The organism is Pseudomonas sp. CCI4.2 (genome assembly GCF_034350045.1).
In the GTDB taxonomy this organism is placed as follows: Bacteria; Pseudomonadota; Gammaproteobacteria; order Pseudomonadales; family Pseudomonadaceae; genus Aquipseudomonas.
The window spans coordinates 4973730-4989749 of record NZ_CP133781.1; the positions used below are offsets into that span (position 1 = coordinate 4973730).

Consider the following 16020-nt stretch of genomic DNA (forward strand, 5'->3'; position numbering starts at 1 on the left):
GCCCTCGACAACCCCCCTTGCTGAGCCTCAACTCAAATCAGCAGCCGTAATCAGCTCTGATCGAGCATCAAACGCTCACGCACCACGTCAACCAATTTATCCGGCTGGAATTTGGAGAGGAAGTTGTCGCAGCCAACCTTTTTCACCATGGACTCGTTGAAACTGCCCGACAACGAGGTGTGTAACACGACATACAGTTTGCGCAAGCGCGGATCGCTGCGAATCTCGGTGGTCAACCGATAGCCATCCATTTCTGGCATTTCGGCATCGGTGAAAATCATCAACAACTTGTCAGTCATCACTTCGCCGGAGTCCGCCCAGCCTTTGAGCATGTTCAGCGCCTTGAGGCCGTCACGAGCCACGTGCATCTTTACCCCGAGCTGAGACAACGTCTCGCGCAGCTGGGACAGCGCAACGTTCGAGTCATCCACCAACAACACTTCGCGGCCACGGGCTAGCTCTAACACTGGGTCCAACAGCTTTTCGCGAGAAACTTTTGCGTTGTAGGGCACGATCTCGGCGAGGACTTTTTCCACGTCGATGATTTCCACCAACTGGTCATCGACCTTGCTGATAGCCGTCAGATAATGCTGACGACCCGCACTGGCAGGCGGCGGCAGAATCGCTTCCCAGTTCATGTTGACGATACGGTCTACGCCACCGACGAGAAATGCCTGCACTGAGCGATTGTACTCAGTGACGATAATGGTGCTGTTTGGCCCTGGAATCAGTGGGCGCATGCCGATGGCTTGGGACAAATCGATTACCGGCAATGTCTGTCCACGCAAGTTGACCACACCACAAACAAAGGGATGACGCTGCGGCATCAATGTCAGCTTGGGCAGTTGCAGCACCTCTTGAACCTTGAACACGTTAATCGCAAATAACTGCCGACCCGCCAGGCGGAACATCAGGATTTCCAGGCGATTCTCACCCACCAGCTGCGTACGTTGATCTACCGTGTCGAGAATGCCGGCCATTATGACTCCTGGAGGTGGTTCAAGTATTAGAGCGCTTCGTAGTGTATCGGCTGAAGCAGGCGAGACCTTAATATCTGGAAGTATGGCACGGAGCCATTGATATCATATTAATATTAAGGGAAACCCTTAGCCGTCATCAGGCCCAACCTGATATTCGCCCTGTGTAATAGACATTAATGTGACGTTATTCTCATTGCATGAACGGAGTCAGGCTTGTGTCGGCTATAACGCGGCCCAAATCAAGCAATACCAGACGCCTTATTGCCTCTCTCGGGCGCCGAGCAGGCCGTGCCGCCATTGGCAGTGAAGGGGCGCCCCGAGCCCCTATAAGAAGGTCGTACAGACAACAGATCGAATCGGTCGATACAGTTCAAAAACAAAACTCGGAAACGGCCTACAGACTTCCGTTTGATTTCAACATTAACTTGAGGCCACTCGCCAAGCGAGATTTACGTTCGCTGACCAAGAGCTGTGGAGATAAAGCATGTTGAAGGACAAAGAGTGGCAACATTCGCTTCCTGATTTTTTGACAGGAGCCCAAACGCTTCTTACCAAATCGGACGAGTGCCTGAGTCACCTCGAACTGTTTACTAACGATAAGGACGCTATCGAATGCTTGCTTGGCACCTTACTGACCCTCGCCCATAAGGCCGACGCGCTCGGCCTCGACGGTATCACTGATTTTTCCCTGCGAATTAATCGCCTGTTAAGCCTCGCTTATCCGCATATCAGCCTGCAGGGTGACACGCTGCGAGCGCTAAAGAACTGCTTCACCCTCCTGGCCTGGCAACTGGAACTAATCGATGCCGACACCGGGCTTTTGCTCCTTGATGACAGCGAACAAGTGGAGTTGCTATACGCCTTTGCAACCATCGCTGGGCTCGAACATGAACTGGCGAGTCTAATGCCCAGCGCGACGTGGTCGACGCCTTTGGCGCTTCGATTAAACGTCATAGCACACAGGCACTGATTCATCAGGCTTCGCCGACCCTGAAAGGCTAACAAAGCATCTTGGGGTCGCGCATAGACTTTCAAGGCGCTACGCTGATCACCTGCTCTGACGCCCTGCCAACTAGTGGCATTGCGTCAGCGCACTCATTTGCATACTTCCCAACCCGAAATTGACTTAATAACAATCCAATCGGGTTATCCGCAGCAAACATCAAACGGCTCCTGCGCTATGTACGCCAGCATCAAATCACTCAAATTTCGGCCGCTGAGCAAGAACACTGCTCGTTGGTTGACCGTCGTGCTCTGCGGGGGGTTGATTGCGGGCAATGTCGCCGTTTATTTCACGGCAATGGCCTTGCCGCCTGAACTGTTGGCGCTAAACCTGGCCACTGTCGCCAGCGTCTGGTATGTCCAGCGCCGGTCGGGTGACTCGATCAACTTTCAGCCGCAAGAACTGGCTGAACGCATGCTCGAAGTTCAAGAAACCGAACGTCATCGACTTAGCCGGGAACTGCATGACGACATTGGGCAGATGCTCACCGCCGCCAAACTGCAAACCGACGTGCTGCAACGTCATATGCCCGCGCAGCTGAATAAGCAGTTTTCAACGTTATGCACCACCCTGGATGAAACGCTGGCGAAGGTGCGCGATGTGTCGGCCATTCTCAATCCCCGCCAACTGACCAGTCTTGGACTGGAAGCCAGCTTGCGTGAGCATCTGTTGCGCACGCTGGGTAATACGGCGGTGCATTGGAGTCTAGAGTGTCATCAACGCCTGGCAGGTATCTCGGAAGAGGTCGCGGTTGCGGCGTTTCGGATCACCCAGGAGGCCGTGACAAATATGCTGCGCCATGCTGCGGCAACAAATCTGCTGGTGCGTCTGCAGCGCTCACCGGAAGGATTGTCACTGCACATAACCGATGACGGCACAGGCTTTCTGCCCGCAGAAAACCCGGGGCAACAAGGTCAACGCGGCATGGCGGGCATGGCAGAGCGGATGGCGCTGCTGAGCGGCACGCTGACGGTCCAAAGCCACCCCGGCAAAGGTACTCACATCGAAGCGCTTTTTCCTTGGGCGCCCCGCGTTCGTGAACGCGCCAATACAAGCAGCGGCTCATGACCTGCAACCTGCTTCTGGTCGATGACCACGCGCTTATCAGGGCCGGAGTGCGCGCGCTGATTGCGGAATTTCCAGGCTACGCCGTGATTGGCGAAGCCAACGACGGCTCGCAACTACTTGAACTGGCGCGTCAGTTGCGGCCGGACATCATTCTTCTGGATATTTCCATGAAGGACACCAACGGCTTGGATGCTCTGGAACAGTTGCTCAGCGAGCTACCCTTGAGCAAGGTGCTGATCTTGTCGATGCACACCGACCCACAGATGATCATGCGAGCACTGGAGAGAGGTGCCCATGGTTACTTGCTCAAAGACGCCACCGGCACCGAACTTGAACAGGCCTTGGCGGCATTGCTTAATAACGAGCGCTACCTGAGTCCTGCCATCGCCCACGCCGTTATCAATCAAGCGCTCATCAGCGCGCACGCGCACCGCCCCGACAGCGTTGACCCGCACAATTTGACCAGTCGCCAGCTGGAAATCCTTCGCCTGATCGTACGCGGCAAATCCACCCGAGAAATCGCCGGAGGTCTTGGTCTGAGCATTAAGACGATAGAAACCCATCGTGCGCAAATCATGAAGCGTTTGCAGATATTCGACGTCGCAGGCTTGGTGCTGTTCTGCGTGCGTGAGCGAATCATAAGTCTCGACGACTGAGGGTCAAACATCGCTCAACAACGGCGAATGCTCGGGCAAATGCACCCGCAACGCCCCTGGACGAATGGAAAAACGCAGGCTTTCGCCACTCAACGGCTCACCGTCAAGATTGATGTCCAATCCCCGAGTTGATTTGAGTTCGACCCACGGCAACCGTGCGCGGATGAACATATTGTCAATTCCCAGCCCCCCGTCGAGCAATCCTTTTAGGGTGCTCACGACGTCCTGAGGTGCAGGCAAAATACTGATATCCAGCAGGCCGTCATCCGCCAGGGCCGTCGGGCACAATACATGCCCACCTCCCGCTTGACGCCCGTTGCCAATACCCAATGCCAACAGGTCGCCACTCCAATGAAAATCAGGCCCGGTCAACTCACCGTAGGCAGCCCGCAACTCACTGAAGCGTGACAAACCGGTAAATAAATACGCCGCGCCACCCAAGACTTTCTTCAGGTCTTCAGACGTATTGGCTGTCACCTGGCTACCAAAACCACCGGTTGCCATATTTAAAAACAACTGCCCGTCGACATCACCCACGTCCACCTCACGAGCAGGCAACTCAAGCAAATCCAACGCCGATTTGGCCGCTAATGGCACACCGGCCGCACGCGCAAAATCATTGGCGGTTCCCATGGGCAACAGCGCCAAGCTGACTTCATGTGGATACTGAGCATCCGCCAATACCAAGGCTTGGGCGATTTCACGCAGCGTTCCGTCGCCACCGCCGGCAATGATTATTCGATAACCCGTCGCCAGCGCCTCGTTCACCAGACGCTGAGCATCCCCCCCTTCCCAGGTCACTCTCACCTCAAGCTGCCAGCCCTCCTCGCGTTTGGCCCCGACAGCGGCGCGGACTTCTTCGTTGAGCGCTTGCTTGCCGTGCAATATCAGAAGTGCCATGCGTTGCGTCATTCAGATTCCCTCCAAGCAGGCTGCAGACGTGCAAACCACTGTCCTTGCGAAGACTGTGACCGCACGGCAGCTGAAAAAAATCCGGTTCTGTGGATAAATTTTCAGTGACGGCATCGGTTTTGACGGCGGGCACTGTTTCATAGGCTTAACGCTCAAAAACAGACCACTCACTTGGATAGCATCAGTGACAATCGCCTCACATTTGTCACCTTTTTGAAGATAATTTCAATTTTTTGAAAAATTCCGATTGAAAAGAAATGAACGGCCATGGTTTATTCGACAAAATATTGGCTTTCATGGAAAGAAATCGCGCAAAAGTCATTTTATTGACTTTCCGATAAATACCGGCCGTTGTGCTGTGAAATCCGGCAACGGTTCATGCCGTAAAGGGGTAAGGAGTTTTATGCGCTTGCGACCGGTTAATAGTCTTTTGCTGACCCGCACTAGCCTCGTCGAATACTTCTTATTCGGCGTGCGCGTGATGCACGGTGTCACTTGTATATTGCCAGGGATGTTGATTTTGGCGTTCTGGCAAAATGACTACCCTGTTGCGCTGAAGAGCTATGTCGCCGTGCTGATGTTTTTCGGATTTATCAGCGTGCTGATCTTCCAAGCCATCGGGGTGTACTCAGAAACTATTTTCAGCAACCTGCTGCGCTTTCGCCTGACACTGTTTGCCTGGTCTTCGGCATTTTGTTTGTTGCTGTTCATGCATCAGGCGCTCTCACTGCTCAGCTACATCACCGACGTCCAGTTGGTGCTCTGGTTCGCGACTAGCTTCATGCTGTTTGGCGTTGAACGGTTGTTGGTGCTGATGGCGTTCCAGCGCTTGATGCAAAAAGGCTTCTTTCTGCAAAAGGCGATAATTCTTGGCGCAACAGAAAATGGCCAGCGGCTGGCGCAATACCTCGAACAGAATCAAGACATTCGATCCGGGGTTTCCGGGTTCATCGACGACCGCATAGGGCGTATGCCCGAGACCGTAGCGAATCTGCCGCTGATAGGAAACTCGGGCGACCTTGAACGGCTGATTCGCGAAGAAAAAGTCACGCAGGTGCTGGTCGCCTTGCCCTGGTCCGCAGAAAACCGCATGGACTACATCATTCGCGAACTGCGCAGGCTACCGGTCAATGTACTGTTAGTGCCAGACATGGTCGCCTTTCGCCACGCCCACAACCGAATCACCGAAGTCGCCAACCTACCGATGCTTAACGCATCCGATGTGCCGTTAAACGGTTGGTCGCCGTTCTTCAAACGCCTTGAAGACATGCTCTTGTCGAGCATCGCGCTGCTAGTGGTTGCGCCAGTCATGGTAATGGTTGCAATCGCGATCAAGCTCGACTCTCGCGGCCCGGTGCTGTTCCGACAAAAACGCTACGGTTATAACAACCGCCTGATTGAAGTCTGCAAGTTTCGCTCAATGCATCAACACCAAGCCGATGCAAACGCTGAAATCCAAACCATTCGGGGTGACGCCAGAATCACGCGCGTTGGGCGATTTATCCGCAAAACCAGCCTGGACGAACTTCCGCAGTTGTTCAACGTCCTGGCGGGGAGCATGTCGATGGTGGGTCCAAGACCCCACGCCACTGCAACCAAGGCCGCCGGCATCCTGTTTGAAGAAGCCGTCAAGGAATACACCTCCCGTCACAGGGTCAAGCCCGGCATTACGGGCTTGGCACAAATCAACGGCTACCGGGGGGAAACGGACACCTTGGAGAAGATCGAGAAACGCGTCGAGTTCGATCTTGAGTACATAGAAAACTGGTCGGTGTGGTTCGATTTATACATCCTTTTGCGTACTGTTCCGGCAGTGCTCTTCACTCGTGAGGCTTATTAATGAGCATCCTCATTCCTTGCATCATCGCTGGCGGCGCCGGCACCCGTTTGTGGCCGGTGTCTCGCGAGGCCATGCCCAAGCCATTCATGCGTCTGCCCGATGGCGAGAGCTTGTTGCAGAAGACCTTCGTCCGCGCCTGCGAGTTGCCGGAGGTTGATCGGATTGTCACCGTGACCAACCGCGACGTGTATTTCCGGACAGTGGATGACTATCGGCAACTGAACAAAACCCACGCGAAACTGGATTTCATTCTCGAACCGTTCGGGCGCAATACTGCGGCGGCCATCGCCTGCGCGGCTCTGCATGTCGCCCGACTGTATGGCGAAGATGCGCACTTACTGGTACTGCCCGCCGATCACCTGATCAAGGATGTAAACGCCTTTGCCGAAGCCGTTGCTGTGGCCAGGCAACTGGCAGACAAAGGCTGGATCGCCACGTTCGGCATTGTCCCAACCAAGGCCGAAACCGGCTTCGGCTACATCGAAAAGGGCCAGATGCTGAACGATTCGGCCTATCAGGTGGCGCGTTTTATCGAAAAGCCCAACGCCGCGACCGCTCAAGACTATCTGGATGGCGGCCTTCATTTGTGGAACGGCGGCATGTTCTGCATGCGCGCTGACACCCTGCTGAGGGAGCTTCAGGAACATGCACCTGACGTATTGAACAGCGTCCGCGCCTGCTTGGAGCAAAGCCCAAACAAGGAAGGCAATCACGAACTGCAAGTGGAATTGGACAGTGAGCTGTTTGCGCTGACGCCGGATATTTCAATCGATTACGCGGTCATGGAACCTTCGCAGAACATCGCTGTGGTGCCCTGCCAGCTTGGCTGGAGCGACATTGGGTCATGGCAGGCGATGCGCGAATTGAGCCCGGCCGATGACAATGGCAACCAATGCAATGGCCAGACCGTGCTCCAGGACGTGACCAATTGCTACATCGACTCGCCGCGACGGCTGGTGGGCGGCATCGGGCTGGACGACTTGATCATCATTGACACGCCGGACGCCTTGTTGATCGTCGACGCAAAGCGTAGTCAAGATGTCAGCATTATTGCCAAGGAACTCAAACGCCAAGGTCATGATGCCTACCGACTGCACCGCGCTGTCACTCGCCCGTGGGGCACCTACACCATCCTCGAAGAGGGCAAACGGTTCAAAATCAAACGCATCGTCGTTCGGCCGCAAGCGTCGCTGTCATTGCAAATGCACCACCACCGCAGTGAGCATTGGATCGTCGTCAGCGGCATGGCGCTGGTCACCAATGGTGAAAGCGAATTCCTGCTCGACACCAACGAATCGACCTTCATAAAACCGGGTCGCACCCACCGTTTGGTCAACCCTGGGGTCATCGACCTTGTGATGATTGAAGTGCAAAGCGGCGAATACCTGGGCGAAGACGATATCGTGCGCTTCACTGATATCTACGGCCGCGTGCCTGTGGAGATCGCCAAGCCCTGACCCCGCCCACCATAGGGGGCGGATAGCCCTCTGTAGGAGCCAACGTGTTGGCGAAGGTCCTTCGCCTTCGGCTCCTAAAGCATGTGTGCATCGCCAACATCTGTGGGACCGAATTTATTCGGGAAGGCTTCCGTCCTGACACCCTGCAACCTCAAACCACACAAAGTGCCACCCAGTTTGCTGCGCGACAGCGCGGCGTCGAAGACGTGGCGGACCCTCCTACAGATTTAGCGGGTGTCGGACCGATATTCAGGCAATCGCGGATCAAACGTATTCAGAGATTTCGATCAAATTCAAATCCGGATCACGGAGGTAAACCGAACGAATCGGCCCTGTGGCGCCGGTGCGCATGATCGGGCCTTCGATAATTGGCCAGTTGGCCGCCCCCAAACGCTCAATTACCTGATCCAGAGGAATCGACGCGATAAAGCACAAATCTAATGCACCGGGCACGGGCAAATGGGCCTTGGGCTCGAACTCCTGCCCTCGAATGTGCAGGTTTATTTTCTGATGACCAAAAATAAACGCCATGCGTCCTGCACCGAAGGTCTCCAGCCGCATGCCTAACACGCGAACGTAAAAATCCTGAGTGGCTGCGGCGTCGGTGGCAGTCAGCACCAGGTGGTCCAGGTGATCAATCATTGTGTGAGCTCCTCAAGCATTTTTGTCGCGAAGGGGCTGTAAACCACTCGCTACTTATGCGGTTACTTGTGCGGTGTACGTGTGCGGTCGCACCTACCAGGCACCGCGAGAGCGCCCTAACCCATGAAATGCTTCACGTGCTCAATAAACCGCGCCACGGCCGGCGCCTTTTCGAAACGTCGATGCACCAGCGACAAGCATGACGAAGGGTGGCAGTCCTCAATACGTCGGTACACCACATTGGGCAGGTTGATGTGGTCCACCACGGATTCAGGCACCACCGCCACCCCCTGTCCAAGGGAAACCAGCGCGATGACCGAGACCAGTCCGCCCGGTTGAGGGCCGAGCGTCGGCGCGAAACCACCGTGGGTCGCTACCTGCAAGGTGCCGGAGATCTGTTCGGGAAGAATGAACGTTTCATTTTGCAAATGCACGGCGTTGACTTCCTTCAAACGGCACAACCATGAGCTGTCGGGCAGCGCCAAGGTAAAGCCTTCCGCCAACAGGCTAATAGTGCTGAGCGAATCGGGCACGTGCATGGGTGAGCGGATGTAACCGACATCCAGCCGTCCTTCCTCAATCAGCGTCGGCAACGCAGGCATCAAGCGCTCGCTGATGGCAAACCCAACGTCGGGATAGCGCTGACGAAAGCTGCTGACCTGCTGCTGCAACGCACCGGAAAACACCGCTGAAGCAACGTAACCCAATTCGATATGCCCGGTCTCGCCCCGGCCAGCCCGCTGAGCGTTGAGTTGCGCGGTTTCAAATTGCCGCACCGCCAACTCCGCTTCCACCTGCAATGCCCGGCCGGCGTCAGTCAGGCTGACCTCCCGCTGTAACCGCAGGAACACCCGTGTGCCCAGTTCATTCTCCAGGTCCTGAATCTGCCGCGTCAGGGTCGGCGGGGCGATGCCCAACTGTTCCGCAGCACGGGTGAAGTTGCGGTGCTTGGCAACGGCCAAAAAATAGCGAAAGTGGCGTATTTCCATGACTGGATTAGCTCAAAGGTAATGAAACTCGGGCGCTTGGGTAATTCCAGGATCATGACGGCGCTTTATGCTGGCAGCGGCATTACCTGCAAGACAATCATGAGTATGAGCAACCGGAGGCACAATTGAAAATCGTTAGCCCGCGCATGACCTTGTTGACCGCTTCCGGGGTCTGCTCGCTCATCGTTCTAGACACCAACATCGTTGCCGTCACGCTGCCCAGCATCGCCCGTGATCTGGGTGCGGGCTTTGCCGACATTGAGTGGGTGGTCAGCGCCTACATGCTGGCGTTCGCGGCATTGCTGTTACCGGCCGGCAGTATCGCTGATCGTTTCGGCCGCAAAAAAACTCTGATCAGCGGCTTGGTGCTGTTTATTTTGGCGTCGGTAGGATGCGGTGCGGCACCGAACATCCTATTGCTCGACATCGCGCGTGCGATCAAAGGTGTGGGTGCCGCGTTGCTGCTGACCTCTGCGCTGGCAACCATCGGTCACGTTTTCCACGACGAAACCGAGCGCGCCAAAGCCTGGGCGTTTTGGGGCGCATGCATGGGCGTGGCAATGACCGCAGCGCCCACCGTGGGCGGATTGATCGCCTCGTTCGTCGGCTGGCGTTGGATCTTTTACCTAAATCTGCCGGTTGGAGCGCTGCTGATGCTCATGGTCTGGCGCAACATCCCCGAGTCGCGTAATGAGCAATCGGCGCGCCTGGACCCTTGGGGCAGTTTGGCGTTTAGCGGCAGTTTGTTGTGCTTGATCTGGGGTTTGATCGAAGCCAACCGCATTGGCTGGGACAACACGCTGACCACCCTGCGCATCGTCGGCGGAATATTACTCTTGGCGCTGTTCGTGGTTGTCGAACGCCTACAGCATCGGCCGATGGTTGACTTGCAATTGTTCAAACACCCACGCTTCATCGGCGCGCTGCTCGGGATGTTCGCCTACGCCGGTTGTGCGCAGGTGATGATGACCATGTTGCCGTTCTACTTGCAAAACGGCTTGGGCTTTACCGCCATTGCGTCAGGGTTAGGCATGCTGCCGTTCGCGGCGACCATGTTGATTTTTCCGAAAATAGGTGCCCGGTTATCGAGCCGGATTTCACCAGCAGGCATGATGACCATCGGACTGATCCTGGTGGGCTGCGGCAACTTGCTCAGCGCGTGGGCGGCTTCGGCCGGGGGTTATCTAGGGTTTGCCTGCGCGATTGCAGTGACCGGCGCCGGCGCGGGTTTGCTCAATGGCGATACACAGAAAAACATCATGGCGTGTGTGCCCAGGGATCGCGCCGGCATGGCATCGGGCATGAGCACCACCATGCGTTTCAGCGCCATCGTATTGGCCATCGGCGTCTACGGCGCGGTGTTGGCCAGCCACACACAACACGCGTTGAATGGCAGCCTGCACGCGGCGGCTCCCGAATGGTTAATGCACACCGATTACATTGCCTCGCGGGTCGTGGCCGGTGACATGGCCGCCGCATTGTCGCCCTTGACGGAGAGTGCCCGGTTGGTGATTCAGCCCTTGGCGCAACAAGCCTTCGTCGCGGGCTTCAGCACCCTACTTTGGCTAGCCGGGTTGTTGGCGTTGTTCGGTGCGGTGTTGGTGGGCACATTGATGCGTAATCCAATTCCGTCGGCGCAGACGAGTCCGGCGTATGAGGTCGAACCCCTGTAGGGTCGCCACGTCTTCTTACAATTCAAGGGGTTATGTCGTGTTTGATGAGGGCTGCCGAAGGCTGCGATCCGTTCGAAGAATCTTCGCCAACAAGCTGGCTCAGATAAAATCGTCAAAAAATTTTCCGTCCCCGGGAATAAACCTCAATGCCCTTCGTCGTACAGGCTCAAGAATTTGAACCCAACCACGAAGAGTGCCTCACCATGAACACTTCACTGAAAAGCACACTGATCGCTTTTTCTCTCTTGGCCCTCAGTGGCGCAGCGTCGGCCGCTGGGAATGATCAAAAATCGGCAGGCGTCGAGGATTACAGCTATACGACCAAACTCGATATCGCCAAGGTGGTCGCCGGTCCAGACCTCAACTACTGTGGGATTCAGCCGGTTGAAATGACCTATCGCGACCACACAGGCAACACCCACACCGTGCGTTACGAAGCATTCGGCAGCGGCTGTAACAACATGGGCTGAAGCTGCACCGATGACTTTTTCGGCACCTGCTTCTGTTTCGAGAACCTGCCGCTTTTTATAGTGGGCCCTCAGCGGCGCATTCAATGCGCCGCGGTTTTCGAGACCTCAACCATGTACCACGCGCTCACCCTGCCGTGCTCTCCCGACGACGTCCATGACCAGCTCTACAGGGGTCATATCCTGGCTATCGACGCTCAACCAGCAATGGCGAAACTGGTGACGTTCGCCGATGGTTTTTTGCGTGAGGCCTTGTTCCCCCACACCCCTACATTGATTCATCAGCACTGGTCCCACGCTCAACAAGCCGAAGGATTCACTCGCTGCCAACAGGACTTTCATCAGGCACAAGAAGTAAAAAACCTCTGGACCCAGCTGATGGAAGACATCGGCTTCGACCCGACGGAGCTTGCCTGTGACCGGCTGCATTTACGTTTCCAACCTCCGCCCTGTCTCGACGCACCCGCGTCCCGCGCACGTGCGACCGCAACCATCGCGTTTCATCGTGACACGTGGGGTTCGAACCTCTATGCGCAGACCAATTGGTGGGCACCCCTCTACCCCGTGAATGCCGAAAGAACCTTCGCCATCTACCCGCACCTATGGGAGCAGCCGTTGCACAACAGCAGTGCTGGGTTCGACCTTGCCGCAGTGCTGGCGCAATCCCGAGCCGGCGGCCGTAACTCGGTAGACGCCGATCAGGCCACGCCGCATTTACTCGAAACCGTGGACGCTAGCCTTGGGCAACCGGTGCTCATCGCGCCCGGTTCGATCATCGCCTTTTCCGGTGCCCACGCCCACGCAGGCGTGCCCAACAGCAGCGCCCTGACGCGCCTATCTTTCGAAACCCGGACTCTGTGGCTCAACGACCTGCGCACCGGGCGCGGCGCACCGAATGTCGATGGCCACGCACGGTGGATGTCACCGGGATTTTTTCAGCGTCTCAGCGACGGCCAACGCCTGAATGAATGGCTGGGGTGTGGCTACATCACCCCGTACACAAAAGGCCAAAAACACGCTTAGCGCGACGCCGCCAACTGCCAGACCTTGGCCAGATCGCGGGCCCGGTCATGCAACAAGTCGGCAGCGTTGCGGCAGGCGTGATCGAGGGTCATCGGGCCGCTGGTCACGGCGAACGCCGCGCTGATGCCGTGTTCGTAAAGCTCGGCATAGCCCTCGCCCAAGGTCCCCGCCAAAACGATCACCGGAACGCCTTTGCGCTGGGCAATTTTTGCAACGCCAAACGGGGTTTTACCGCGCAGGGTTTGGGCGTCGAAACGGCCCTCACCAGTGATCACCAAGTCGGCGCCGTCGAGTGCTTCGGCCAGCCCGACCAAATCAGCCACGACCTCCACGCCAGGCCGAAAGGTCGCGTTCAGGTACGCCTTGGCGGCGAAGCCCATGCCGCCCGCTGCGCCACAGCCAGGGTTGTCCCGCAGGTCACGGCCCAGCACGGCGACGGATTGATCGGCGAAATGGTCCAGCGCAGCGTCCAGTTCCAGGACTTGCTGGGGCGAAGCGCCCTTTTGCGGCCCAAAAATATGCGACGCTCCGTGCAGCCCGCATAGCGGGTTATCAACGTCCGCGGCGACTTCGAAGCGCACGTCGCGCAAACGGCTGTCGAGGCCGTCCAGTTCAATTCGTTGGACCTGCGCCAATGCGATGCCGCCTGGCGCGACACGGTGACCCTCGGCATCCAGGAACCGCGCACCCAGCGCCGACAGCATGCCGCTGCCGGCGTCATTGGTCGCGCTGCCGCCGATGGCCAAAATGATCCGTTGCGCACCGGCATCCAGCGCCGCGCCAATCAATTCACCGGTGCCGTGGGTCGTGCTGATACAGGCGTCTCGTTGCTCCAGGGTCAAGAGTTGCAGACCACTGGCCATGGCCATCTCGATGATTGCGGTGCGACTTTGCTCCAGCCAACCCCATTGCGCGTGTACTGCATCGCCCAGCGGACCGGTGACCGCGGCACGCATCCACTGGCCGTCGCACGCTGCCAAAATCGCCTCGATAGTGCCTTCACCGCCATCCGCCATTGGGCATTGAACGAGTTCGGCATCTGGCCAGACATCGGCCAAACCGCTCGCGACAGCAACGGCGACACCTTGAGCGCTCAGGCTGTCCTTGAAAGAATCCGGGGCGATGACGATTTTCATAGTTATTTTCCTGTGCGTAATGAGTGGATGTTCTCACCCTGGTCGACATTTTCCGCCTGACCTTCGCACAACTAACACCAGGCGTTATTGGTCATCGGAACAACGGTTGCGGTTGTGTTAATCGGCATCACTGCGCGGGGTCATTTGCAAACCCAAATAAAGCCGCAGCAGGTCGTTGGTTCGATAAGGGTCGCAGCCGCTGAGTTCGGCGACCTTCTCCAGTCGATAGCGCAGGCTATTGCGGTGGATACCTAATGCGTCGGCGCAGGCTTGGCTTTCGCCGCTGTAATCGAACCAACTGCGCAAGGTTTCCAGCAACTGGCTGCTGTTGCTGTTCTGTAATCGGGTGATGGGATCGGCCACACCCTGGGCGAGCCAATCGTTACGGTAGCGCCAAAACAACACCGCCAGCCGATGCACCGCTAAACGAAACAGGCGCTGCTGCGGATGAACGTGGCGGGCGTAATCCAGTAAATCGCGGGCAGCGGCGCAGGCGTGGCGTAAGGTCGACAGACCGGCAGACTGCTCCACAGTGACCAAACGCAGAGCTGGCCAACCCTGCTCCGCCAGTTGCTCCAGCAACAGCGCGTCATCGCGTTCTTTACCATTGGCCCGGCACCAATACACCAGCGTCGACTCGCGAACGACGCACCAACTGTTGACGTAACGGGCGTTCAGCCAGTTGCTTATTTGACTGGCGGTAGAGGTGTGCGCTGGCAGTTCAATCAATACCACCTGACGCGGCAACTGCGGTTGCAATCCCAGGTGCTCCGCCTCCTCGACCAGGCTGCTTGGGCAGTCAGGCAGTAACAGCCGCGAGAGCAAATCTTCGCTACGCTGATGCCGCCATTGCTGGTCCGCTTGCTGACGACGATGTTCCATGAGCATTTCGGCGGTCATCTTAACCAATTCGCCATAGACCCGAACCTCGTCCGGTTCGCCGGTGATGCCCAGCACACCGACCAATTGCTGATCCAGCATCAACGGCAAATTAACCCCCGGCCGCACACCGCTCAAGTGCTTGGCGGTCTGCGAGTCGATTTCCACCACCCGGTGATTGGCCAGCACCAACTGTGCCCCTTCATGCCGAGTGTACAAGCGGTCGGCCTCGCCACTGCCGATGATAATGCCCAGGTAGTCCATCACATTGACGTTGCACGGCAAAATCGCCATAGCCCGGTCAACGATGTCCTGAGCAAGAGCGTGGTCGAGCGCAAACATAAAAGGCTCCGGGCAGAGGGGAATGAGGGTGAGTTTGCATGATTCGGAGCGCTGAATCATAGACTCCCGGTAGGAGCCCACTTGTTGGCGAAGCGGCTTGTCTGGCACATCGCTGAAAAAGCATCGCCAACACGTTGGCTCCTACAGAGGGTTGTAGAAATCCCTATTCCAACGGCGCCAATCGCTCTCGACTGTTGCTCAAATGCGTCCACATGGCCGCGCGGGCTGCGTCAGGGTCTTGGCGGCGGATCGCGCTCAGCAAGGCTTCGTGTTCGAGGTTGGCCAAATAACCGTGATGCGCAAGGTTAATGCCCCTGCGTTCGCTGGAGCCAATACGGCTACGCGGGATCATCGCCGGACCCAGGTGCTGCATGATTTCGACGAAGCACGGATTGCCCGTGGCTTCAGCAATCAACAGATGAAAACGTCGGTCGGCCTCAACGCAGCTGTCTTCCTTCGCCAACAGGTCCTGATAGTCATCCAGCGCCTGACGCATAGCCCCCAACTGTTCATCGGTACGGCGTAACGCCGCCAGTGCCACGGCCTGAGTTTCCAAGCCAATGCGCAGCTCAATAATGTCACGCACGCTGGCGGCGGTTTCGACCTTCAAGCGCATGCCAGTCGGGCCGCGATGCTCCAGCACAAAGGTGCCGATGCCGTGCCGGGTTTCTACCAGCCCGGAGGCCTGCAGCTTTGAAATCGCCTCGCGGACTACGGTGCGACTGACGCCGTGCTCACGAACGATTTCGCTTTCCGAAGGGAGCTTTTCACCGGGGCTGATTTTGCCCAATAAAATCCGCTGACTCAGTTGCGTCACCAGATCGGTGGCGAGGCTGTTAGGTCGTCGCTTGGTCAAAACGGGCGGCAAAGTGTGCATGCAAATGATGTCCAGATAGACGCGCTAAGACCCGCGCTGGCGGGGATGATACCACCTGTTTCACTTGCAATGAATT

At 57.0% G+C, this 16020-nt stretch carries 15 protein-coding genes; 8 read left to right on the plus strand and 7 right to left on the minus strand.

Going from position 1 to position 16020, the window contains the following annotated elements:
- Positions 1–50: 50 nt before the first annotated feature.
- Positions 51–980, minus strand: coding sequence for a chemotaxis protein CheV (locus tag RHM65_RS22575; protein ID WP_322168636.1), 930 nt, complete (start codon positions 978–980; stop codon positions 51–53).
- Positions 981–1464: 484 nt separating this feature from the next.
- Here RHM65_RS22575 and RHM65_RS22580 point away from each other — a divergent pair, with 484 nt between their 5' ends.
- The 3 genes from RHM65_RS22580 (at position 1465) to RHM65_RS22590 (ending at position 3707) form a co-directional block, all read left to right on the plus strand.
- Positions 1465–1950 carry a hypothetical protein gene (locus RHM65_RS22580; protein WP_322168634.1) on the plus strand — a complete coding sequence of 162 codons (486 nt, stop codon included), beginning with the start codon at positions 1465–1467 and terminating at the stop codon, positions 1948–1950.
- Positions 1951–2160: 210 nt separating this feature from the next.
- Positions 2161–3051 carry a sensor histidine kinase gene (locus tag RHM65_RS22585; protein WP_322168632.1) on the plus strand — a complete coding sequence of 297 codons (891 nt, stop codon included), beginning with the start codon at positions 2161–2163 and terminating at the stop codon, positions 3049–3051.
- The gene (locus tag RHM65_RS22590) at positions 3048–3707 is read left to right on the plus strand and encodes a response regulator transcription factor (RefSeq protein ID WP_322168629.1); all 660 of its coding nucleotides are present in this window, start codon (positions 3048–3050) and stop codon (positions 3705–3707) included. Before RHM65_RS22585 ends, RHM65_RS22590 begins: the two co-directional genes overlap by 4 nt.
- 3 nt (positions 3708–3710) lie before the next feature.
- Here RHM65_RS22590 and yegS read toward each other — a convergent pair whose 3' ends face one another.
- Positions 3711–4619 carry a lipid kinase YegS gene (gene yegS / locus RHM65_RS22595; protein ID WP_322168625.1) on the minus strand — a complete coding sequence of 303 codons (909 nt, stop codon included), beginning with the start codon at positions 4617–4619 and terminating at the stop codon, positions 3711–3713.
- 403 nt (positions 4620–5022) lie between these two features.
- Here yegS and RHM65_RS22600 point away from each other — a divergent pair, with 403 nt between their 5' ends.
- Positions 5023–6459 carry an undecaprenyl-phosphate glucose phosphotransferase gene (locus tag RHM65_RS22600; RefSeq protein WP_322168622.1) on the plus strand — a complete coding sequence of 479 codons (1437 nt, stop codon included), beginning with the start codon at positions 5023–5025 and terminating at the stop codon, positions 6457–6459.
- Complete coding sequence (locus RHM65_RS22605) at positions 6459–7916, plus strand: mannose-1-phosphate guanylyltransferase/mannose-6-phosphate isomerase (RefSeq protein ID WP_322168620.1); 1458 nt, start codon at positions 6459–6461, stop codon at positions 7914–7916. Before RHM65_RS22600 ends, RHM65_RS22605 begins: the two co-directional genes overlap by 1 nt.
- A 264-nt stretch (positions 7917–8180) precedes the next feature.
- Here the strand turns inward: RHM65_RS22605 and RHM65_RS22610 are convergent, their stop codons facing one another.
- Positions 8181–8558: a VOC family protein gene (locus RHM65_RS22610; protein WP_322168617.1), complete on the minus strand. Its 378-nt coding sequence runs from the start codon at positions 8556–8558 to the stop codon at positions 8181–8183.
- Between the two features lie 116 nt (positions 8559–8674).
- Positions 8675–9547, minus strand: a complete 873-nt coding sequence (locus tag RHM65_RS22615) for a LysR family transcriptional regulator (protein ID WP_322168614.1) — start codon at positions 9545–9547, stop codon at positions 8675–8677.
- Between the two features lie 125 nt (positions 9548–9672).
- Here RHM65_RS22615 and RHM65_RS22620 point away from each other — a divergent pair, with 125 nt between their 5' ends.
- From RHM65_RS22620 to RHM65_RS22630, 3 genes are all read left to right on the plus strand, one after another.
- Positions 9673–11220, plus strand: coding sequence for an MFS transporter (locus RHM65_RS22620; RefSeq protein WP_322168611.1), 1548 nt, complete (start codon positions 9673–9675; stop codon positions 11218–11220).
- Positions 11221–11423: 203 nt separating this feature from the next.
- Positions 11424–11690 (plus strand): DUF2790 domain-containing protein, encoded by a 267-nt coding sequence (locus tag RHM65_RS22625; RefSeq protein ID WP_322168609.1) that lies wholly within the window; start codon positions 11424–11426, stop codon positions 11688–11690.
- Positions 11691–11801: 111 nt separating this feature from the next.
- Positions 11802–12710, plus strand: a complete 909-nt coding sequence (locus RHM65_RS22630; RefSeq protein WP_322168606.1) for a hypothetical protein — start codon at positions 11802–11804, stop codon at positions 12708–12710.
- Here the strand turns inward: RHM65_RS22630 and RHM65_RS22635 are convergent.
- From RHM65_RS22635 to RHM65_RS22645, 3 genes are all read right to left on the minus strand, one after another.
- Entirely contained in the window at positions 12707–13846 is a 1140-nt protein-coding gene (locus tag RHM65_RS22635) for a glycerate kinase (protein WP_322168603.1), read from the minus strand. The two genes, RHM65_RS22630 and RHM65_RS22635, sit on opposite strands and share 4 nt — an antisense overlap.
- 117 nt (positions 13847–13963) lie before the next feature.
- A complete protein-coding gene (locus RHM65_RS22640; RefSeq protein WP_322168600.1) occupies positions 13964–15067 on the minus strand; it encodes a sugar diacid recognition domain-containing protein in 1104 nt (367 codons plus the stop codon).
- Positions 15068–15230: 163 nt separating this feature from the next.
- Positions 15231–15944 (minus strand): FadR/GntR family transcriptional regulator, encoded by a 714-nt coding sequence (locus tag RHM65_RS22645; RefSeq protein ID WP_322168597.1) that lies wholly within the window; start codon positions 15942–15944, stop codon positions 15231–15233.
- Between the last annotated feature and the right edge of the window lie 76 nt (positions 15945–16020).